Here is a 19424-nt window from a genome sequence, read left to right on the forward strand (position 1 = left end):
GTTAGGTATGTGCCCGAACCTCTTGGTAGCGGACGCTGACAAAGCAGTCCTTACCTGTTGTAAGATGGCCTGCTGAAACCCGCCGTCCATTATTGGAAAGTGTTACCACCGTGCTGTCATCGCCTCTTCAGGTTCACGCATCTCTCGTCTCCCACGAACCAACCACCTCTCTCACTCCACGAAGAGATTATGGGGCTATTCAGTCAATCTCTTATTGAGGGATCAAACCATCAGCAATCGCACTTGCCTTGTCGAAACTGAGTTACCAGCTGCCTAGACAGACCAAGTAGTGAAGCTCGGGATTGTGACCTAAAAGCGACATTGGCTTTCTGGAGGCTTGTGGCTCCAGCCAGTTCGTTTGCTTTCACAGTGCTCCATCAGAACTTCATCGAGAACGGGTCGCGCCGGTCGCCGGAATAGTCGATGAAAACGGTCTTGGTCTGCAGCCATTCCATGATGCCGGCAGCCCCTCGCACCCGGCCATAGCCCGAATCTTTCATGCCGCCGAAGGGGACCTGCGGTGCCGCCTGCCGGTAGGTGTTGACCCAGACGACGCCCGATTTCACCGCGCGCATCAACCGCATGCAGCGATCGATGTTCTGCGACCACACGCCCGAGGCGAGGCCATAGGCGGTGTCGTTGGCGATGCTCACCGCCTCGTCCTCGTCATCGAAGGGGATGATCGACAGGACCGGACCGAACACTTCCTCACGCGCGACCATCATGTCGTTGCGCACGTCGGCAAAGATCGTCGGCTGGACGAAGAAGCCCTTTTCCAGCCCTGGACCATCGGCCCGCGCGCCGCCGGCAACCAGACGCGCGCCGTCGCTTCTGGCCGCATCGATGAAGGACAGGATCTTGTTGAACTGCGGTTCGTTGGCCGCCGTCCCCATCTCGGTCGCGGCCAGCCGCGGATCGCCCATGACAATCTGCGCAGCGCGCGTAGCCAGCCCTTCGACCATGCGGTCATAGATGCCGCGCTGGACCAGCAGGCGCGAACCGGCGATGCAGGTCTGCCCGGTCGCGCCGAAAATCCCAGCCAGGGCGCCGATCAGCGCGCGGTCAAAATCGCAATCTTCGAACACGATGTTAGGCGATTTGCCGCCCAGCTCAAGGCAGACCGGCTTGAGGTTCGCCGCGCCTGCCGCCGCGATGGCGCGGCCAATGCCGGGGCTGCCGGTGAAGCTGATCTTGTCGATGCGCGGGTCCGAAGTCAGCGCCGCGCCGGTATCGCCCGCACCGGTGACCACCTGAAATACCCCGGCGGGGAAACCCGCCTTCTCGGCCAGCCGCGCGATTTCCAGCGTGGTGACCGAGGCATGTTCGCTCGGCTTGGCGATCACGCAATTGCCTGCCGCCAACGCGGCGGGCATCGTGTTGCACAGGATCGCGACCGGCGAATTCCACGCCGTGATGCAGGCCACCACGCCGAACGGTTCGTGCAAGACAAGCCCCGCCGTATCGGCAACATCCAGCGGCACGACATCGCCGGTGACCTTGTCAGCCCAGCTGGCGTAATAGCGGAACAGGCGGGCGGCATAGCCCATCTGGTTCGACGTCTCGCGGATGACCTTGCCGTTGTCGGTCGTTTCCAGCAGCGCGAGCCGCTCGGCATCGCCCTCGATCAGGTCGGCGAGCCGGTTCAGCAGCTTTGCCCGCGCGCCGGGAAGCGACCGGCCCCATGCAGGTGCCGCCCGCCGTGCCGCTTCGACGGCATCGGCTACGTCACCGGGAGCCGCAACGCTAATCCGGGCGTGAACCTCCTGGTTGTAGGGATTGACTGCAGGCATGGTCTCGCCGCTCGCGCCGGCGCGCCACTTGCCGTCGATAAAAAGCTGGTAGGTCTGCGTCATGCCGCACCATCCAGCGCCGCAGTGCCGACGCTTGCCACCATGTTCTTTTCACCGCCCTGCTGCGTCCAGACCTCCGCGCCCTCCTCGCCAGGATTGCCGCAAACGTGCAACGGCGCGCCCGAGAAGGCGGGGACCTGTCCGCGAAAGGCAAAGCTGGTGACCGGCGCGGAGAGGTTCCGGCTGGCAATGTCGATCAGCAGGGTCGCCTGCAAAGGTCCGTGAACGACGAGCGCGGGATAGCACTCCTCGCCCATCGCATAGGGGCGGTCGTAATGGATGCGGTGCCCGTTCATGGTCAGCGCCGAATAGCGGAACAGCAGCACCGGATCGGGCTCGATCGTCTCGGCCCATGCCGCAGCGGGCGCGGGTGCGGCGACGGGCAGAGGCAGCATGGCCGATGCGGGATCGCGATAGACAAGGTCCTGTTCCTCGCTGACCGACAGCCCAGCATCGGTGCTGAGGTCATGGCGCACAGTAACGAAGACGAGCGTGCCGCTGCGCCCGGTCTTTTCGGTGACCGAGGTAATGGTGGAGGTCTTGGTGACCATGTCGCCAAGGCGGAGCGGAACTAGGAATTTCAGCCGTCCGCCCGCCCACATCCGGCGCGGCAGCGGCACCGGGGGAAGGAACCCGCCCTTGGCCGGGTGGCCATCGCTGCCGAGTTCCGCTTGGGGCTTCACGTTCCAGAAGTACAGCCAGTGGTGCAGCAGCGGCAGGGCATCGCCCGCCTGCAGGTCGCCCTTGCCGCCCAGCGCCACGCGCAGGGCATTGCTGCGCGCCGGTTCCAGCACGTCGGTGACGGTTTGGCTGCGGCCGACCCAATCGTTGAATGCGCTCACTGTGCTGGTTCCTTGGATGTGCGTTGATGGAGCAGGGGCAGGCCCGGGCGCGGCCAGTCCACCGCGATCAGCAGGCCGTGGCCGGAAACGGTAATATAGGCGGTGCGCATGTCGGGCCCGCCAAAGGCGATGTTGGTGCAATAAGGCTCTGGCCCCTGCCAGTATTCGAGCTTTTCACCCTCGGGCGAGAACACGGTGATCCCGCCGGTGACGAGCGTGCCGACGCAAATGTTGCCGCATTCCTCGACTGCCATCGAATCGAACCGCTGGTAGCCGCTTGCCTGCCCGATCATCGTGCCGCCATTGGGCGATGGCCAAGCCAGCTTGCCGACCTCACCCCGCCCGGTGACCGGCCATTGCCACAGCCGCCCGGTCTCGGTCTCGGAGACATAGAGCGTGCGCTCGTCCGCCGAGAGGCCGACGCCGTTGGGCGTGAGCATCGGGAACACGGCCTGCCGGATGCGCGAGCCATCGATGGCCGCGTGATAGATCACGCCCTGATCCATCACCCCGTCATAGGTCTTGCCGTGATCGGTGAACCACATGTCGCCCTGGGCATCGAAGACGATGTCGTTGGGGCCGTTGATCGGCTTGCCATCGCAGTGGGTGTAAAGCGTGGTGACTTCGCCCGTCGCCAGATCGACCCGCTGGATCGAACCGCCGATGTAATCGTGCGCGCGGCCGTGTGGGCGGTCGTAGCCCTTTACGCCGAAGATGTCTTCCTTCAGCCAATGGAAGCCACCGTTCTGGCAGACGTAGCAGGCCCCGTCCGGGCCGATCGCCGCGCCGTTCGGCCCGCCGCCGAGTTCGGCGACAACCTCCTTGCTGCCATCGGGCTGGACGCGGATCAGCCGCCCGCCCTTGATCTCTACCACCAGCACCGATCCGTCCGCCATAGCGATCGGGCCTTCGGGGAAAATCAGCCCATCGGTGACGACGCGGTAGTTGAGCGTCAGGTGCTTCACGCCTTCCCCTCCACCAGCTCGATGATAGCGGGAAAGTACTTCGGGCCGATCCCGGCATCGATCGCCGCCTTGTAGTATTCGGCCGCCCGGTTCGCCATGCGCGGTTCGACGCCCATCTCGCCGGCAAGTTCGATGGTATAGCCCATGTCCTTGAGCACATAGTCCATCGGGAAGGCCTTTTCCGGGAACATGCGCGGGGCCATCGCCTTGCGTCCGTGGTTCTGCAGCGCAAAGGAATTGCCCGAGCCGAGGCCCACCGCCTCGATCAGTTTTTCGTTCGTCACGCCGGCCCGCTCGGCCACGACCATCATTTCGGCGAGCGCGGCGACCTGTTCGAACAGCAAGGTGTTGTTGATCAGCTTGACCACCTGCCCGCAGCCGACATCGCCGCAATGGGTCACATCGCTGGCCATATAAGCGAGCAGCGGCTGGATGCGGGCGAACAGAGCTTCGTCCGCGCCGACCATGATCGACAGCGTACCGTCGATCGCCGCCTGCCGCGCACGGGCCACGGGGGCGTCGGCAAAGGCGATATCACTCTGGGTTAGCCGCGCAGCGACGGCGCGGGCATCGGCAACCGCTGTCGTGGAGAGGTCGATGACCACCGCACCGGGCTGGGCGTTCACCGCGATCTCCTCGCAGACCGCCGCCACCTGCCGCCCGCCGGGGAGTGATAGAAAGGTCACCTCCGCCTCGTGCACCGCCGCGCCAACCGAACCGGCGGCCGATGCGCCATGCGCAACCTGCGCCGCGACGGCCTCGGGATTGAGGTCGAACACCGCCACGCGCCCGCCGTGCTTGCGGACCACATTGGCGCACATGCCCGATCCCATGGCACCCAGGCCGATGAAGGCGATGGGGGACTTGCTGTTCATATGCCTCATCTCTCCGTCGTCCCGGGCTTGACCCGGGACCGCTGGCCGAACCAGCGCAACCTCTCCACCGGTCCCGGATCACGTCCGGGACGACGCTAATAAATCACTTCGGCCTCTTCGAGGGCCGTTCGTTCATCCCGCCCGATCCCGAGCAGCTCGCCGAAGACATAGTCCTCGTCCTGCCCCAGCTGCGGCGTACCGCGATGGATGCCCACTTCGGCCCCCTTCGACAAGCGCATCGGCACGCCGACCGCGGCGCGGGTGCTGCCGCCCGGTTCGGTGACATCGACAATCGCCCGCCGCGCGCGCAGGTGCGGATCGGCGGCAATTTCCGGCGTGGTCCAGCTGGCATGGGCAGCGATGCCGGCGGCCTGCAACAGCGCCGCCGCTTCGTTGGCATCGCGGGTGGAGGTCCAGGCGGTGATCGCTTCATCCGACAGGCCGCCGACGATGCCTGCAAGCGCCGTCCGCTCGGCATCGCTGCGCACGGCGATCGAGAGCCAGCGCTCCTCGCCCTTGCAGGCGAACACCCCGTGCGGCTTCAACCCTTCGGCCTCGTTGCCCATGCGCCGGGGCTCTTCGCCAGCGGCACTGAGCAGCAGCGCCTCGCCGCAGAGCATCGAGGCAACCTCGCGCGCGGCAACGTCGACATGGCCGCCCTCGCCCGTCGCGCGGCGGCGGTGGAGCGCGGCCATCAGCGCGACGGCGGCGTGCATTCCCGAGGTGTGGTCCATCACGTGCCGCATCTCGACCGGCGGGCCGTCCGCGAACCCGGTGAGGTCCGAAAGTCCACCCCATGCGCCGAACAGCGGGGCATAGCCGGCAAAGTGCGAATCCGGCCCGTCCTGCCCGCAGGAGGATACCGAGAGCAGCACGATATCGGACTTCACTGCTTTCAGCGCCTGATACCCCAGCCCCAGCCGCGCCAGCACGCCGGCGCGAAAGCTCTCCGCCGCAACGTCCGATACCGCTACGATCCGCTTGGCCAGCGCCACGCCTTCCGGCTTCTTGAGGTTGATCCGCACCGACAGCTTGGTCGCCGAGACCTGATCGAAAGTCGCCGGCCCTTCCCGGCCATAGACCGGGTGCGGCTTGCGGAAGGCATCGGGGCGCATGGCGCTCTCGATCTTGATGATCTCCGCGCCAAGCTGGCTGAGCAGGTGCGTGGCGAAGGGTCCGGCGTTGTGCACGGTGAAGTCGGCAATGCGGATTCCAGCGAGGGGCTTCATGCCGAGCCCTTTCCGTCGTCCCGGGCTTGACCCGGGAGCGCTGGCCGGATGCACGTGGGCTTGCGGCCAGTCTCCAGCGGTCCCGGATCAAGTCCGGGACGACGAGATGCGGTTGTTCTCACGCCGGCGGCCCCCCGGCCAGCACCAGCGGCGTGCCGTCAAAGTGATACGGCGCAACGATCACCGGCAGATCGCCCGCACCCGGCACGGCCACGGTCTGGAACAGCCCGCGATGGGCCTCGTGCGGATCGGCCAGCACTTCAGCGGGAGTGTAATAGCGTGCCAATGGCACCGACAGTTTCTGCCCCGCCGCGACGACATCATCGACCCAGCGCTCGCGGAACCAGGCCCGGATATGGCGGTTGATTTCCGGCCCCCGGCGGCTGCGCGCCACGCTGTCCGCCAGGTCCGGGTCCTGCGCCCATTCGGGCTTGCCGAGCAGTTCGACCAGCCCCGTCCACTGGCGCTGCTCGAGCGTCAGCAGTTCGACGAAGCCATCGGCGCATTCGATCACCCCGCCGAAGCGGAAGCTGCGTTCATAACGGTCCTCAACCTGCCCGTCGCCCAGCCGCTGTATGGCGAATGCGCCCACCGCAAGTCCCGCGTCCTGACACGAAATATCGACATATTGCCCGCCCAGCTCCGGCTGCGCCCATAGCGCCGAGAGCGCGCCCAGCGCCGCCGCCGTGCCCCCCTGCATCTCGGTAAAGTGGCCGTGGATCTTGACCGGCGGGCGGCCGGGAAACAGCTCTGTGGTGAGGCCATTGGGCAGGAGATAGCCTTCGCCCGAGGCGTGGAGGACGTTGATCTCCTCGCCCTTCCAGCCGGACTTTGCGCCGAAGGCTCCGAAGGGCAGGACTGACACGTGGATCAGGTCCGGGTGCTGGTTGGCGATCGTTTCCTCGTCGAGGCCCAAGGCGGCGCGGTTTGCCATCGGCGTGTCATCGATGAAGATGTCGCTTCGCGCGAGCAACGCGCCAAATTTCGCGCGGCCCTCTGCCGAGGTGAGGTCGTGCGTCTCGGCGCTAATCCCGGCGCAAAGCGAAGCGAAGGCTGCCGAGGTCTGCGTGCCTGGCAGGAACGGCGCTTCACGCCGCAAGGGCGAGCCCAGCGCCCCCTCGACCAGCACGCAGGCAGCACCAAGGGTCGCCAGCTGCCGCGCGGCATAGGCCGCCGCCACGCCGGAGGCGTGGACGACGACCTTGATGCCGGCAAGAGGAGCGAGGGACATGCCTTCGGCTCCGTTTCGGCTCAGCGCACCACCGGCAGTTCAAGGTCGCAGTTGCGGCCATCGAAGAACACGTTGTGCTGCGGATTGAGGCTGGGCAGCAGGACCGTGGCCAGGCCCGGCGTGGTCAGTTCGCCGCGCTGGTTTTCGCCGCGGATCTCGATATCGACCAGCGCATTGCCGTCCTTGATGTACTTGCGTGTCACCTTCCCGCGCGCCCAGGTGCAATCGCCCATGATGTTGAAACCGCGCATCTGGGTACGGACGCGCTTGAGGAAGCCGGCATCGCCCATCCAGTTGGTGACCAGGCTGGCCATCCACGACGAACGCTGCGGGCCGTAATCGTAGACCCCGGGAACGCCCACTTCCTTAGCGGTCGATTCGCGGTGGTGGCCGATGCCGGTATATTCGATGCCGCCGCCCGCTTCCGGATTGCGGAAGAAGTGGCCGGGGTGTTTGACCGCGTTCTTGAAGATCACCCCGTGAGTGTGGCCCCGTCCCGATGCGACGAGGAAGCCCATGGTGTCCATCAGGCTGAGCGGACCGCGCACGATTTCGGGCAGTTCCTCGCCTTCCTGCACTTCGTCCCAATAGCGGACGTTGGTGCCGCGCATGTTCTTTTCTTCCATCAGGATCGCGTTGTCGATCCTGGCGAAATCCTCGGCCGAATATTCGTGGGTCTTGATGTCGTCATACTTGCCGGCATCGCGCGCCGCCTTGCGCTCGTGGCGGGTGCAGGTGCCAAGCGCGCGGGCAACGACATCGCCGAACTGGTTGGCGAAAGTCGCTTCGACATACTGCATGACCAGCGTGCCAGAGAACTTCGATTCCTTGACGTCGATGCCGACCACACGCTCGATCGCGGTGATGCGGTCGCCCGGGCGGACGTGACGGAAGAATTCCCAGTCATTGCCGGCATAGAAGCCGTGAACGCCCGGCAGGCCCCAGCGGGTGCGACCGATCCAGCCGAATGCCATCGGAAAGTTCGGGTGGGCGACGATCGAGCCATAGCGCGACAGGCGGCCATGCTCTTCATCGCGGTAGAGCGGATTGAGATCGCCGATGCCGTTGCACCAGTTGCGCATCGTGTCCGCCGTGGCGTCCTGCAGATAGGGCCCTTCGGGGCGTAGCTGCATGCCGATCATGTTTTCGGCCGCCTTGATCGCCTCCGGGGTGATCTTGCCCTCTGCCGGCGCGCCGCCGACGTCGTTGTCACTGGTGCTCATGTCATGGTTCCTTGTTCTGTTGAATAATGGATAATGCATTATTCTGACACGGGTCAAGCCGCGTGGGCGATGGCGGTCCGCGCAAACGTTGCGGCCGCCTTGCGTCTGCGTTGCAGTGGCGTTGCAAATGGGGGCGCTATTTCGCCTTGGGCTTCTTGGGTTTCGGCATCGGCAACTCATCTGCCGACAGGCGGATCAGTTCCGCCAGCCAGTCGGCATCTTCCAGACCATCCACCGAAATCATGAAGCTGGGCTTCGCGCCCGGGTACGGAGGCGCTTCCTCGGGCGTGCCAATGAAAGCCCGTCCCGCCTTGGTTGGCTTGACGAACAACTGGTCATCACAGATCAGAGCGACGATCTTGCCATCGCAATAGACGCCATATTCGCCGAACATGGGCCGAGCGGAAATCGACCCGGCAGCGGCCATCTGCTCAACGATAAATGCGACCGTGCTTGCCTGTGAAGACATGTGTTTTCCTGTCAGCTGGACCAGAGGAATTCGCGGCTGTTCACGATGCCAGCGTAGCGCCCGAGGCAGGCAATCGCATGGCTGTGCTCGTCCGCCGTCACCCCGGCGCAGCAGTCCTCGAGGATCACCACCTCGTAGTCCCGGTCATGCGCCTCGCGCGCACCGGAGTGAACGACGCCATTGGTCGAAACGCCGCAGAGAACCAGTCGTTCGATGCCATTGGTGCGCAGGATGGCTTCGAGCGAGGTGGCGTAGAACGGGCTGACGCGGTGCTTGACCACGTCGAAGTCCTGAGGCTGCGGGGCAAGTGCCGGATGGACCTCCGTCCCCCAGGTGCCGAGCTGGAAAATGCCGTTGGTTCGGGCGCCCGAAAAGATCGGCGAAGCGGGCGGACATTCGCGGTAATCGGCGGAAAACCCGACGCGAACGAAGCCCACTTGTGCCCCAGCAGCCCGCGCGGCGGCGATGGCGGCGGCGGTGTTTTCCAGCACGCCGCGCTGCTTCACCTGCACGCCGTAAGTCGCCTTGCTGAAGCCGTCTTCGGCGACAAGATCGTTCATCATGTCCATGACGAGGAACAGGGTCTTTTTCATTTTCCCACCTTTGACACGTCGGCTTTGAGCGAATCCCTGAGTTCGACAAACCCCGCCTCGATATGCTGGCGTGTGGCAAGCATGGCGGCGGCGGTATCGCCGGCAATAATCGCGGCGAGCATGTCGTCGTGTTCCTGCGCGGCGCGGCTGACCCGGCCCGACAGGCGGTTGATCAGGTCAAAGGGATAGCGCGCCCACAGGATCTGCACGAAATGCAGCGTCTGCGGCATGGCGGCCACTTCAAACAGGCGGTGGTGAAAGCGGTAATTGGCGGCGCGCGCAGTCTCGTTGTCGCCTGCGTCAAAGGCGGCGGCGAACTCCTCGGCCATGACCTTGAGCTCGGCAATGTCGGCGCCCTTGGCGCGTTCAACCGCGCCCTTCACCAGCTGCGTTTCGAGCAGGATGCGAAGGCTCAGGACCTCGCTCGACGCCTCGATATCGAAGGGCGCGACGACCGCGCCCTTGAAGCTGTCCCCGGCGACGTAGCCTTCGGCCTCAAGCAGCTTCAGCGCCTCGCGCACCGGGGTGATCGAGGTGTTGAGCAGCGTGGCAATCTCCTGCTGCTTGAGCCGAGCACCGCGCGCAAAACGGCCCGAAATGATCCCTTCGCGCAGGAAATCGGCGACCTGTTCTTCCTTGGTCTTGAACTGCATCGCGTACTTGCTCCTTGCGCGCCGTCAGGTCCGGCTGCTGCGCATTCCGGGGATGACCTTGACGTCGTCGCTCTGCGCCAAAGCACAGTATTCCGGGCTTTCCACGCCGTAGAGCGCCACTTTGCCATCCTTGTCAAAATGGAGTCCCCAGCCATGCTGCTTGACCAGCGGCGACGCTCGCAGGCAGGCCTTGGACTTGGCCAGAAAGGGCTCCCGTGCCGCGCCCTTTTCAGCGCCATCGATCCCGCTGCGCTGGCAATGAACGTCGAACAGCAACTCGTCGCTCGTGCGAGCATAGGGGTGCTTTGACAGCAGGGCATATTGCTGCCCCGCGATCGTATGGGGTTTTGCCGGCGGCACACCTTGTGCGGCCGTTGAGTCAGGAGAGGCGGTGATGAAGGTCGAGAAATAGTCGGTCGTCATCGTCCCTCAATTCTTGTCGCGCACCGGCGCCCAGGCGAAGTCGCCTTCGTGATGGCCGCGCGCCGCGCCCGAGGCAAGCAGGGCTTCGGCTTCCGCAGCGGAATAGCCGAGTTCGGCGAGCAGAGCTTCGGTATGTTCGCCCAGTTCCGGCGGAGGTGATGCGGGCGTGGCCGCACCGGGAGTTCCGGCGAATTCCGGGACTTCGAAGTGCAGGCCGCGAAAGTCGACATCGCGCAATTTGCCGGGTTCGCGGGCCTGCGGAATTTCGAGCACGCGTTCGAGCGGCATCACCTCGTTATGGCCGAGTCCGGCGGCCTTGAGCCTTGCCTCGGCCTCGGCAAAGGTCAGCCTGGACACCGCATCGCGCACCGCTTCCTCAACCACGTCGCGCGCCTTCTTGCGGTCGCGCAGCCTGGCGAATTCGGGGGCGCCGTCCTCGGGCATGGCGAGCGCCTTGGTCAGCTTGGCCCAATGCGCGTCGGTGAGCACCAGCAGATAGAGCCAGCGCCCGTCGCTCGTCAGGTAGGAGCCATAGCCCGGCATCGAAAATTCGCCGCCGCCTTCCTTTTCAAGCCGGCCGAGCAGCTGTGTTTTGAGCTGCATCCCCGCAAGATCGCGAGCGGCAAGGTGGAGGCCGGTTTCGTAAAGCCCGATCTCGATCCGTCGGACTTCCTCGCTGGCATTGGGGTCAAGCATGGCGGCGAGCACGCGGATCACCGCATAGGTGCCGGCGAACTGGTCATGATAGCTTGGCCCGAAGCGCATCGGACGGCCATCGACACGGTGATCGTCCATCGCCCCGGTCGCGGCTTCGGCGATGGGGTTTGTCATCAGGTCATCCGCCTGCGGGCCGTAGGTATAGCCCTTGATATGGACGTGGACGATGCCGGGGTTCACCGCCATGCAATCGTCCGCCGTGACCGCCAGCTTGCGCGCGGCGGACGGCGCGAGGTTGTGAATCACGACATCGGCACTGGCGACCAGCTTGCGGAAAATGTCCTTGCCGCCGTCGGTTGTCAGGTCGAGGCAGATCGCCTGCTTGGAATGGCTGTAGGCGACGATCGTCCCGCTCGGCCCGCCGCGCACCAGCGCCCGCGTGGTATCCCCGCTGGGTGGCTCGACCTTGATCACTTTGGCGCCAAGCTGGCTGAGGATGTGCGTGGCAAACGGCGCCGCAATCATGGTGCCAAGCTCAATGACACGTTTTCCGCTTAGAGGCTTGTAAGTCATGGATCGGATCTTAGAGATAATGCATTATCTGCTCAAGCATTCTTATGACCCGCTGTTCTCGAAAAGCATCTCGCGGTGCCGCACGGCTGACATCAATTTCAATGCCCGCTTACAACGATGGGCACATTGAGTCCGGGCAATCGCAAAAGTCCGGCGTCCCCGACATCAGGAAGAGAGGTAAGGTGGCTCCACGGATGTCTGGTCTCGGCGTAACCTGACGTTTCAAGAAGCGACGCCTAACGGCAGGAAAGTCCCAACGCAAGTCGCCTCGTCCAAAGCGACCTGGGGTTAACGAAATGCGGGTTTCAGTGAGCAGCGCTGGGCGGTCGAACAACCGCTTTGTCAGCGATCCCTAACATCGATGTCAACGGGGTCGAACGAGGCGAATATTTCGCAACGAATTCGCGCGCGGGTAAAAAGGACGTTCAGACGTCGTTCGCCACCTTCGGCATTGACCGGGCCAAAAGTCATGCTCGTTAAGCGACCACCAGGGATGGTGGGACCATATCCGACACTGACGAGGATGGACTGGAGCAGGAGTTCAACAGTCTCGATGCCCAGTACGAGGCCTGTGCTGCATACGCCCTTAGCCAGCGCCATGAAGGCTGGATGGTTGTGCCTGAGCGGTACGACGATGGCGGGTTCTCAGGAGGCAACATGCAGCGTCCTGGCATGAAACGCCTGATGGACGATGTTGCTGCGGGCAAGGTCGACATCATCCTCGTTTACAAGATCGACCGATTGACCCGCAGCCTCGCCGACTTCGCCAAGATTGTCGAAGTGCTCGACAAGGCAGGGGCGAGCTTTGTGTCGATCACCCAGTCTTTCAACACCACGACCAGCATGGGCAGGCTTACCCTCAACATGCTCCTCTCGTTCGCCCAGTTCGAGCGCGAGGTCACTGGTGAGCGCATCCGTGACAAGATTGCGGCCTCAAAACGCAAAGGCATTTGGATGGGCGGGCCAGTTCCGCTTGGTTACGATGTTGATGCCCGCAAGCTGGTGGTGAACAGCAAGGAGGCCGATCTCGTCCGCCATATTTACCAGCGCTATCTTGAACTGGGCTCAGTGGTTGAACTGGCCGATGATATCAACCGGCAGGGTCATCGCACCAAGATCCAGCACCGGACCAGCACCGGCAACCGCGGCGGCTGCATTTTCCGGCGGGGCACGCTCTATCACCTGCTGTCGAACCGCATCTACCTTGGGCAGATGGTTCACAAGGGTGAATACTTCGCGGGCGAGCATCCTGCCATTATCGATACCGAACTGTGGAATTCTGTACAGGCCAAGCTCAGGGACAAGGCCTGCGGAACATCCCGCCGCCTCAAGAGCCAGCAGCCGAGCCTGCTGGTTGGTCTGGTGTTCGATGGGGAGGGCAGGGCGATGACTCCGAGCCATTCGACCAAGGTGGGCAGGCGGTATCGCTACTATGTCACCCGCAGCGATCAACTTGACGATGCGCCGGCATGGCGAGTGTCGGCGCATGATCTCGAGCGGCTGGTCTGCGAACGACTGTCCGACCTGCTGTTGGATAAGCAGCTCATCTGCGATCTTGCCGACGGCAGCCCAGCCGAGATCATCCAACGAGCGCTGGCCGAGGCAGATCTTTCCGCTGCCTCCTTGCGTAGCGGACCAGCGCACGCCCGCGCTGAGCTACTCGCCGAAATGATCAGCCGCATCAATCTCCACGAGGCCGGAGTTGATCTTACCGTCGATAAAATGGGCCTCTTTGCAGCTCTGAAAATTGAACCGACGACCGAGATGACAACCCGATCCATCATGCTGACCTTGCCGGCGACAAAGGTTCGTCGAGGCCACCAGCTACGCCTGGTCATCCCGGGACCGCAGGTCATCTCGATCGCCGAGGCCACGCGGGACTCCAAGCTGGTCGCGCTGGTGGCCGAAGCGCATCAGGCCAGGCAGCTCCTCCTTGCCAGCTCTGATCAATCCATCGCGGCCATCGCATCCCGGCACGGGCGGTGTCGGACCCGGCTTGGAAAGCTCGCTGCGCTCGGCTGCCTTGCACCTGATATCGTCACGGCCATCGTGGAGGGGCGGCAGCCGACCTCGTTGACTGCTCGCACCCTGCAGGACATCGACCTGCCGCTCGCCTGGGCTGACCAGCGCGCGCTCCTCGGGTTCGCCTGAGGCCAATCTCCCCAATCTCGACTGCAGTCAGGATTTTGGCGCCAGAGACGCGGGGCATTCTGCGGCGATTTGTTGGGGCGAATGCGGGAGTCTCTGACTGCACCTGACATTAGCGGATAGTCTCATTGCCGCAGAACTGCGCCATTCTAAGGACAGATTCGCTGGGAGCCCCTTCAGGGGAAGATATTTAGGACTGATTGGTGCGGTCAAGAAGACTCGAACTTCCACGGGCTTTCGCCCACAACGACCTCAACGTTGCGCGTCTACCAATTCCGCCATGACCGCTAAATCATCGAAGTGCCGTATCGCTGGGATTCGGGCGCCCCGGGGGGGTAGGAGCGCGCCACTAGCAAAAGGGGGGGCGGGGGGCAAGCGGTGATCTTGATGTAGCCGGGCCCGATCGCGATCAGCCCGGTTTCCAGCCGACATCGGCGTATTTGGCTGAGCGCGGGACGCCGGTGACGGCTTCGTTGATCGTCACGCTTTCGCCGGGATTGAGCTGGCGTTTGGGCGCGATGACGACCCAGGAATAGACGATACGTTCGCGCGAATCGCGCAGGACGATCAGCACCGGCGGCACTGTGCGACGCTGCTTGCCGATATTGGTCACCTTGCCGCTGGCGCCGAAATATTCGACGCCGTTGGGCAGCGTGCGGCGGTCGAGGCGGTTCGGCGGGAAATCGAGCTGCAGGTCGGCCTGGCCCTCGGCGAAGGTCTGGTTGCCGAAGGGCACCCAGTCCGGCAGGCCGAACCAGTAGACCGCGCCGATCGCGGCGGTGGCAACAGTAGCGAAGACGGCGGCAGCCATGGTGTACATCTTGAGCGGGTTGCGGCGCGGGCGGAACGGCGGCTCATGCTCGAAGCTGGAATAGTCCTGCTGATAGGTGCCTGCGGTATCGTCGTAATAGGTCGACTGTGTTTCGGGGATCGGCGGTTCGCCGGCGTCCTCAGGCTCGTCCTGAACCGGCGGGGCCGGCTCGGGCTCGGCCAGCGGCGCAACTGCCGTTACTGGCGATGCTACGGCGGGCTGGGCAGGCGCTTCCGGCTCAGAGACAGGCGGTGCAGGAACGGGGGCCTGTGCCGGTGCTGGTGCGAATGCCGGTGCCGGCGCAGGTATCGGAGCAGGCGCGGCGGGCGGCGCGGAAACCTGCGGGCCATCCTGGAACCATGAATGGCGGCACTTGGCGCAGCGCACGGTCCGGCCTTCGACGCCGATCGCTGCGTCGGGAACGACGTAGCGGGTGGTACAGGCAGGGCAGGCGATGATCATGAATCCAACGGTTAAGCGCGGTGGGCGCGCCAGACAAGGGGCCAGACAAGGCCCTGTCCACGGCTTTATGGGGCAAAGACATGGACGGACGCCCTTTTTTCCACATGGGATCGCGGCTATGGACCGCTGTGCAACCTCCAATCGGGATATTCAGGCCAGCGTGACCAGGACCGCAGATCGATGAACCAGGCAGTTCGATGAATCAGGCTGGCAGCGGCGAAATTGTCCAGTTCGACAATGTCGGGCTGCGCTATGGCACCGAGCGCGAGGTGCTGACCGACATTTCGTTCACGCTGTACCCGGGATCGTTCTACTTCCTCACCGGCGCGAGCGGCGCGGGCAAGACCTCCTTGCTCAAGCTGCTGTACCTCTCGCAGCGCCCGTCGCGCGGAGGAATCCGCATCTTCGGCACCGATGCGATCACCCTGCCGCGTGAGAAGCTGCCGGCTCTGCGGCGGCGACTGGGCGTGGTGTTTCAGGACTTCCGGCTGGTGCCGCACTTGTCAGCGTTCGACAATGTCGCCCTGCCCTTGCGTGTCGCCGGTTTCAGCGAGAGCGATCTGACGCGGCCGGTGGCCGACATGCTCGAATGGGTTGGCCTGGCCGACAGGATGCAGGCCCGCCCCGCCACGCTTTCGGTCGGGGAGCAGCAACGCGTTGCTATCGCCCGGGCGGTGATCGGCCGGCCGCAATTGCTCGTTGCTGACGAACCGACCGGCAACGTCGATCCCGACATGGCGGTGAAACTGCTGCGCCTGTTCGAAGCGCTCAACCGGCTGGGGACGACCGTGGTGGTGGCAACGCACGATGTCCACCTGCTGCGCAAAGTGCCAGAAAGCCTGATCATGCGGCTGGACAAGGGGCGGCTGTCCGACCCGACCGGCGCGCTCAAGTACCCGCCGCGCCGCCCGGCGATGCCGGCATGAAGCGTCCGCTGAAACTTTTGCCGATTGGCAGCCGCAAGGCGGGCGGCACCGGGGATCTGGTGCCACAGTCGCGGCTTTCCGGGCCGATTCCATGGGTCATCGCAATCATGGTCATGCTTACGGTGATCGCCGCTGCGGGCGGCCTCGCGCTGCGCAAGCTGGCCTCGGTGGCGGAAAATGAATTGTCCGGCGGCGTGACGATCCAGATCGTCGAAGGCCGGCCCGAAGTGCGCGACGGCCAGGTGAAGCAGGCGGTAGCGCTGCTTTCCGCGCTGCCCGGTGTCACGAAAGTTGCCGCCGTGCCGCAGCAGGAAGTCGATGCGCTGGTCGAACCGTGGCTGGGCGAGGAAACCGCCGAGGCGGATATCCCCGTTCCCGCGCTGATCGATGCCCGGCTGTCCGGCCCGGTGACGCGCAACCGGCTCGAAGACCTGCGCGCTGCGTTGCGCGGCAAGGTTCCCTCTGCCCGGGTCGATGCCCAGTCGACCTGGCTGAAACCGGTGTTCGGCGCGCTCTCATCGCTGCAATTGCTGGCGCTGGCGCTGGTCCTGTTGCTCGGCCTCGCCACGACATCGGCGGTGCTGCTGGCGACCCGCTCGGCGCTGGGATCGAACCGCGAGACAATCGAGATTGTCCACCTGCTCGGCGGAACCGACAGCCAGATCGCGCGGATATACCAGCGCTCCACCGCCGTTGCCGCGACCGAGGGCGGGGTCGCGGGCTTTGCTGCGGCGGTCATTGTGGTGATGCTGCTGGGGCAGCAGTTCGCCAATCTGGGGGCCGGAATGATCAGCGGCGGCTCGCTCGGCTGGCTCGAATGGTTGCTCCTCGCACTGGTCCCCGTGGCCGGCGTTGCCCTTGCCACGATCACGGCAAGGCTTACCGTGCTGCGTTCGCTGGCAAGGATGCTATAACCGCAACCATCGATGAATCGTCTCAGCCGCCTCTCTGCGAGCGTCCTGCTTGCCTATGTCCTCGGATTTCTCTGGTTCGCATTCATGCCGCCGGGGCCGGCCGGCAATGCCCGTACCGACGCCATCGTCGTCCTGACTGGCGGTGAGGGGCGTATTCCCCGCGCGCTCGACATGTTGGGCAAGGGCACGTCCAAACGGTTATTCGTTGCCGGCGTCGACAAGAGCGTGAAGCCGCGCGAATTCGCCGCGGAATACAAGGTCAGTGGCGGCACCATGGCCTGCTGCGTGGTGCTCGATTTCAAGTCGGTCGATACGGTCAGCAATGCCAGCGAGGCGGCATTCTGGATCGCTGCCAACCGTATCCGTTCGGTGCGGCTGGTCACGTCGGACTGGCACATGCGGCGCGCGGCGCTGGAACTGGCGCGGGTGGCGCCCAATGACCTTGAAATCGTGCGCGATGCTGTGCCCTCGCAGCCGAGCTTTGAAACCATGCTGCTTGAATATCACAAGCTGCTGGCGCGGATGGCATTGAGCGTGGTTGGAAAATGAAACTGCTGATTGCGGTGGTGCGCAGCATCGCCTTCTACCTCGCCTTCTATCTCGGTTCCTTCCTGCTGGCCCTTGCATCGATCCCCGCCAGTTTCATGGCGCGGCGGCACATGGCCGGGCTGGGCGCGGCATGGGCCAAGTGGCACCGCTGGTGCACGCGTTATCTGATCGGCGTGAAGATCGTGATCGAGGGCACTGTGCCCAGCGGCAAGGTGATCGTCGCCGGCAAGCACGAGAGCTTTTTCGAGGCGATCGACCTGCCCAACCTGCTGCACCGGCCGGTTCCCTTCGCCAAGTCCGAACTGCTCGACATCCCCTTGTGGGGCAAGGTAGGCGCAGCTTACGGTATGGTCCGGGTCGAGCGCGATCAGGGCGCCAAGGCTTTGCGCGCCATGCTGCAACAGGCGCGGGCCTTTGGCAAAGAAGGCCGGCCCTTGGTAATATTTCCCGAAGGCACCCGCGTGGCACCGGGCGAATGTCCGCCGCTGCGTTCGGGCTTTGCCGGGGTCTACAAGCTGGTCGGCCTGCCGGTCATTCCGATGGCGGTGCAGAGCGGCCACGTCTATCACCGCTGGATTAAGCGCAGAGGCACCATCAGGGTGCAATTCGGACCGGAAATCCCGCCCGGCCTGCCGCGTGACGGGATTGAGGAGCGCGTGCGCGTGGCCATCAATGTCCTGAATTCCAGTCCCCGCACGTGACAAGGCCACACCAATGACAGACCCCGCTAGCCAAAAGCCAGACCTGCTCGCGGCGCTTGGTCCGGGGCTTGTTACCGGGGCAGCGGATGACGATCCCTCGGGCGTCGGCACTTATAGTCAGGTCGGCGCGCAGTTCGGCTATTCGATGGGCTGGACACTGGTTTTTGGCTTCCCGCTGCTCGCCTCGATCCAGGCGATCTGCGCGCGCATCGGCGCGACGACCGGCATGGGCATTGCCCAGAACCTGCGCGAACATTACCCACGCACGCTGCTGCAGGCCGTGGTCCTGATGCTGCTGGTCGCCAATGTCATCAACCTTGGTGCGGACCTTGGCGCCATGGCTGCGGCGCTGGCATTGCTGCTACCGGGGCCGATCATGGCCTATGTTGTGGTCTTCGGCGTTGTCTGCGTCCTGCTCGAGATATTCCTGAGCTACACCGTTTATGCCCGTGCCCTCAAATGGGCGACCCTGTCGTTGTTCGCCTATGTCGGGGTGGTCTTCGTCTCGGGCGTGCCAGTGGGCGAGGCGCTGAAGGGCATGCTGGTGCCAAGCTTCACCTTTGACCGCGAACATTCGATGGCGCTGGTGGCGATCTTCGGCACGACGATCAGCCCCTACCTGTTTTTCTGGCAGGCCGGGCAGGAGGTCGAGGAGCAGCACCGCCGCCACGTGAAGCCGCTGATGGTCAGCCCGACAGAGGCCGGACCCGAAATCAACCGCATCCGCACCGATACGCTGGTCGGCATGGGATTCTCGCACCTCGTCGCCATTTTCATCGTCGTCGCCACGGCGGCAACGCTCCACGCCCACGGTGTGCGCGACGTGGCCAGCGCGGCGCAGGCGGCCGAGGCGCTGCGGCCGATCGCCGGCAATCTCGCCTTTGCCCTCTTCGCCATCGGCATCATCGGCACCGGCCTGCTTGCCGTGCCGATCCTTGCCGGCAGCGCCGCCTATGCGGTCAGCGAGACCTTCGGCTGGACCGAGGGGCTCGACCGCCGCCCGCGCGAGGCCAAGGCCTTTTACGGGGTCATCACGCTGGCCACGCTGGGCGGGGTCGCGCTCAACCTGACCGGCATCGATCCGATGAAGGCGCTCTACTGGGCAGCGGTGGTGAATGGCTTGCTGGCCCCGCCGCTGATGGTGGTCACCATGCTGATCGCCCGCAATCCGAAAGTCATGGGCGAGCTGGTCATATCCCGCAAGCTGGCCTTTGGCGGCTGGCTATCGACCGCCGTGATGGGCGGCGTGGCGGCGATCTTCCTGCTGAGCTGACACAGTTCGGCCCGGACCGCTTGGGAGGCGCGGTCCGGGCCGAATGTATCCGCTGAC

At 64.5% G+C, this 19424-nt stretch carries 20 protein-coding genes and 1 tRNA gene; 6 read left to right on the plus strand and 15 right to left on the minus strand.

The features are described 5' to 3' along the window. Window positions 1-377: 377 nt before the first annotated feature. The 13 genes from RMO89_RS15045 to RMO89_RS15105 all read right to left on the minus strand — a co-directional run bounded on the left by RMO89_RS15045 (window position 378) and on the right by RMO89_RS15105 (window position 12183). Window positions 378-1853: an aldehyde dehydrogenase gene (locus tag RMO89_RS15045; protein ID WP_310534111.1), complete on the minus strand. Its 1476-nt coding sequence runs from the start codon at window positions 1851-1853 to the stop codon at window positions 378-380. Beyond that, window positions 1850-2692 (minus strand): MaoC family dehydratase N-terminal domain-containing protein, encoded by an 843-nt coding sequence (locus RMO89_RS15050; RefSeq protein WP_310534112.1) that lies wholly within the window; start codon window positions 2690-2692, stop codon window positions 1850-1852. Before RMO89_RS15050 ends, RMO89_RS15045 begins: the two co-directional genes overlap by 4 nt. After that, window positions 2689-3657 carry an SMP-30/gluconolactonase/LRE family protein gene (locus RMO89_RS15055; protein WP_310534113.1) on the minus strand — a complete coding sequence of 323 codons (969 nt, stop codon included), beginning with the start codon at window positions 3655-3657 and terminating at the stop codon, window positions 2689-2691. Before RMO89_RS15055 ends, RMO89_RS15050 begins: the two co-directional genes overlap by 4 nt. Next, window positions 3654-4532 carry an NAD(P)-dependent oxidoreductase gene (locus RMO89_RS15060; RefSeq protein ID WP_310534115.1) on the minus strand — a complete coding sequence of 293 codons (879 nt, stop codon included), beginning with the start codon at window positions 4530-4532 and terminating at the stop codon, window positions 3654-3656. Before RMO89_RS15060 ends, RMO89_RS15055 begins: the two co-directional genes overlap by 4 nt. 95 nt (window positions 4533-4627) lie before the next feature. Beyond that, a complete protein-coding gene (locus RMO89_RS15065; protein WP_310534117.1) occupies window positions 4628-5761 on the minus strand; it encodes a CoA transferase in 1134 nt (377 codons plus the stop codon). Window positions 5762-5879: 118 nt separating this feature from the next. Beyond that, window positions 5880-6992 carry a CoA transferase gene (locus RMO89_RS15070; protein WP_310534118.1) on the minus strand — a complete coding sequence of 371 codons (1113 nt, stop codon included), beginning with the start codon at window positions 6990-6992 and terminating at the stop codon, window positions 5880-5882. Window positions 6993-7012: 20 nt separating this feature from the next. Next, window positions 7013-8215 (minus strand): MaoC family dehydratase N-terminal domain-containing protein, encoded by a 1203-nt coding sequence (locus tag RMO89_RS15075; RefSeq protein ID WP_310534119.1) that lies wholly within the window; start codon window positions 8213-8215, stop codon window positions 7013-7015. Window positions 8216-8351: 136 nt separating this feature from the next. Further along, window positions 8352-8684, minus strand: a complete 333-nt coding sequence (locus RMO89_RS15080) for a TfoX/Sxy family protein (protein WP_310534121.1) — start codon at window positions 8682-8684, stop codon at window positions 8352-8354. Window positions 8685-8695: 11 nt separating this feature from the next. Then, window positions 8696-9277: a cysteine hydrolase gene (locus RMO89_RS15085; RefSeq protein ID WP_310534123.1), complete on the minus strand. Its 582-nt coding sequence runs from the start codon at window positions 9275-9277 to the stop codon at window positions 8696-8698. Then, window positions 9274-9930 (minus strand): GntR family transcriptional regulator, encoded by a 657-nt coding sequence (locus RMO89_RS15090; protein WP_310534124.1) that lies wholly within the window; start codon window positions 9928-9930, stop codon window positions 9274-9276. The genes RMO89_RS15085 and RMO89_RS15090 overlap by 4 nt, the downstream gene beginning before the upstream one ends. 24 nt (window positions 9931-9954) lie before the next feature. Next, window positions 9955-10353, minus strand: coding sequence for a DUF6157 family protein (locus RMO89_RS15095; RefSeq protein ID WP_310534125.1), 399 nt, complete (start codon window positions 10351-10353; stop codon window positions 9955-9957). Window positions 10354-10359: 6 nt separating this feature from the next. Continuing rightward, window positions 10360-11583, minus strand: coding sequence for a CoA transferase (locus RMO89_RS15100; RefSeq protein ID WP_310534126.1), 1224 nt, complete (start codon window positions 11581-11583; stop codon window positions 10360-10362). Between the two features lie 342 nt (window positions 11584-11925). Continuing rightward, on the minus strand, window positions 11926-12183 hold the full coding sequence (locus RMO89_RS15105) for a hypothetical protein (protein ID WP_310534127.1): 258 nt from the start codon (window positions 12181-12183) through the stop codon (window positions 11926-11928). On the opposite strand from RMO89_RS15105, the gene RMO89_RS15110 reads away from it, so the two are divergent. Beyond that, a complete protein-coding gene (locus RMO89_RS15110; protein ID WP_310534145.1) occupies window positions 12112-13734 on the plus strand; it encodes a recombinase family protein in 1623 nt (540 codons plus the stop codon). The genes RMO89_RS15105 and RMO89_RS15110 overlap by 72 nt on opposite strands. 198 nt (window positions 13735-13932) lie before the next feature. Here RMO89_RS15110 and RMO89_RS15115 read toward each other — a convergent pair. Both RMO89_RS15115 and RMO89_RS15120 read right to left on the minus strand, forming a co-directional pair. Then, window positions 13933-14019: transfer RNA gene (locus tag RMO89_RS15115), tRNA-Leu, on the minus strand. Between the two features lie 121 nt (window positions 14020-14140). Next, window positions 14141-15004, minus strand: a complete 864-nt coding sequence (locus tag RMO89_RS15120) for an MJ0042-type zinc finger domain-containing protein (protein WP_310534128.1) — start codon at window positions 15002-15004, stop codon at window positions 14141-14143. A gap of 197 nt (window positions 15005-15201) precedes the next feature. Between RMO89_RS15120 and ftsE the strand changes: the two genes are divergently transcribed. From ftsE to RMO89_RS15145, 5 genes are read left to right on the plus strand one after another with little or no spacing between them, the layout of a single operon-like run. Beyond that, window positions 15202-15930 carry a cell division ATP-binding protein FtsE gene (gene ftsE, locus RMO89_RS15125; RefSeq protein WP_310534129.1) on the plus strand — a complete coding sequence of 243 codons (729 nt, stop codon included), beginning with the start codon at window positions 15202-15204 and terminating at the stop codon, window positions 15928-15930. Then, complete coding sequence (locus RMO89_RS15130) at window positions 15927-16844, plus strand: cell division protein (RefSeq protein ID WP_310534130.1); 918 nt, start codon at window positions 15927-15929, stop codon at window positions 16842-16844. The genes ftsE and RMO89_RS15130 overlap by 4 nt, the downstream gene beginning before the upstream one ends. A gap of 12 nt (window positions 16845-16856) precedes the next feature. Beyond that, entirely contained in the window at window positions 16857-17393 is a 537-nt protein-coding gene (locus RMO89_RS15135; protein ID WP_310534132.1) for a YdcF family protein, read from the plus strand. Beyond that, complete coding sequence (locus RMO89_RS15140) at window positions 17390-18094, plus strand: lysophospholipid acyltransferase family protein (RefSeq protein ID WP_310534133.1); 705 nt, start codon at window positions 17390-17392, stop codon at window positions 18092-18094. The genes RMO89_RS15135 and RMO89_RS15140 overlap by 4 nt, the downstream gene beginning before the upstream one ends. Before the next feature lie 13 nt (window positions 18095-18107). Beyond that, a complete protein-coding gene (locus RMO89_RS15145) occupies window positions 18108-19367 on the plus strand; it encodes a divalent metal cation transporter (protein WP_310534134.1) in 1260 nt (419 codons plus the stop codon). Window positions 19368-19424 lie beyond the last annotated feature (57 nt).

The sequence above is a fragment of the Novosphingobium sp. genome (assembly GCF_031424035.1).
Taxonomy (GTDB): Bacteria; Pseudomonadota; Alphaproteobacteria; order Sphingomonadales; family Sphingomonadaceae; genus Novosphingobium.

Coding starts and splice junctions, on each gene's coding strand:
- RMO89_RS15105 (WP_310534127.1), bottom strand. CDS start 12,183: ATGGCGCTGGCTAAGGGCGTATGCAGCACAGGCCTCGTACTGGGCATC.
- ftsE (WP_310534129.1), top strand. CDS start 15,202: ATGAATCAGGCTGGCAGCGGCGAAATTGTCCAGTTCGACAATGTCGGG.
- RMO89_RS15070 (WP_310534118.1), bottom strand. CDS start 6,992: ATGTCCCTCGCTCCTCTTGCCGGCATCAAGGTCGTCGTCCACGCCTCC.
- RMO89_RS15080 (WP_310534121.1), bottom strand. CDS start 8,684: ATGTCTTCACAGGCAAGCACGGTCGCATTTATCGTTGAGCAGATGGCC.
- RMO89_RS15095 (WP_310534125.1), bottom strand. CDS start 10,353: ATGACGACCGACTATTTCTCGACCTTCATCACCGCCTCTCCTGACTCA.
- RMO89_RS15060 (WP_310534115.1), bottom strand. CDS start 4,532: ATGAACAGCAAGTCCCCCATCGCCTTCATCGGCCTGGGTGCCATGGGA.
- RMO89_RS15100 (WP_310534126.1), bottom strand. CDS start 11,583: ATGACTTACAAGCCTCTAAGCGGAAAACGTGTCATTGAGCTTGGCACC.
- RMO89_RS15140 (WP_310534133.1), top strand. CDS start 17,390: ATGAAACTGCTGATTGCGGTGGTGCGCAGCATCGCCTTCTACCTCGCC.
- RMO89_RS15120 (WP_310534128.1), bottom strand. CDS start 15,004: ATGATCATCGCCTGCCCTGCCTGTACCACCCGCTACGTCGTTCCCGAC.
- RMO89_RS15090 (WP_310534124.1), bottom strand. CDS start 9,930: ATGCAGTTCAAGACCAAGGAAGAACAGGTCGCCGATTTCCTGCGCGAA.
- RMO89_RS15085 (WP_310534123.1), bottom strand. CDS start 9,277: ATGAAAAAGACCCTGTTCCTCGTCATGGACATGATGAACGATCTTGTC.
- RMO89_RS15145 (WP_310534134.1), top strand. CDS start 18,108: ATGACAGACCCCGCTAGCCAAAAGCCAGACCTGCTCGCGGCGCTTGGT.
- RMO89_RS15075 (WP_310534119.1), bottom strand. CDS start 8,215: ATGAGCACCAGTGACAACGACGTCGGCGGCGCGCCGGCAGAGGGCAAG.
- RMO89_RS15065 (WP_310534117.1), bottom strand. CDS start 5,761: ATGAAGCCCCTCGCTGGAATCCGCATTGCCGACTTCACCGTGCACAAC.
- RMO89_RS15135 (WP_310534132.1), top strand. CDS start 16,857: ATGAATCGTCTCAGCCGCCTCTCTGCGAGCGTCCTGCTTGCCTATGTC.
- RMO89_RS15130 (WP_310534130.1), top strand. CDS start 15,927: ATGAAGCGTCCGCTGAAACTTTTGCCGATTGGCAGCCGCAAGGCGGGC.
- RMO89_RS15045 (WP_310534111.1), bottom strand. CDS start 1,853: ATGACGCAGACCTACCAGCTTTTTATCGACGGCAAGTGGCGCGCCGGC.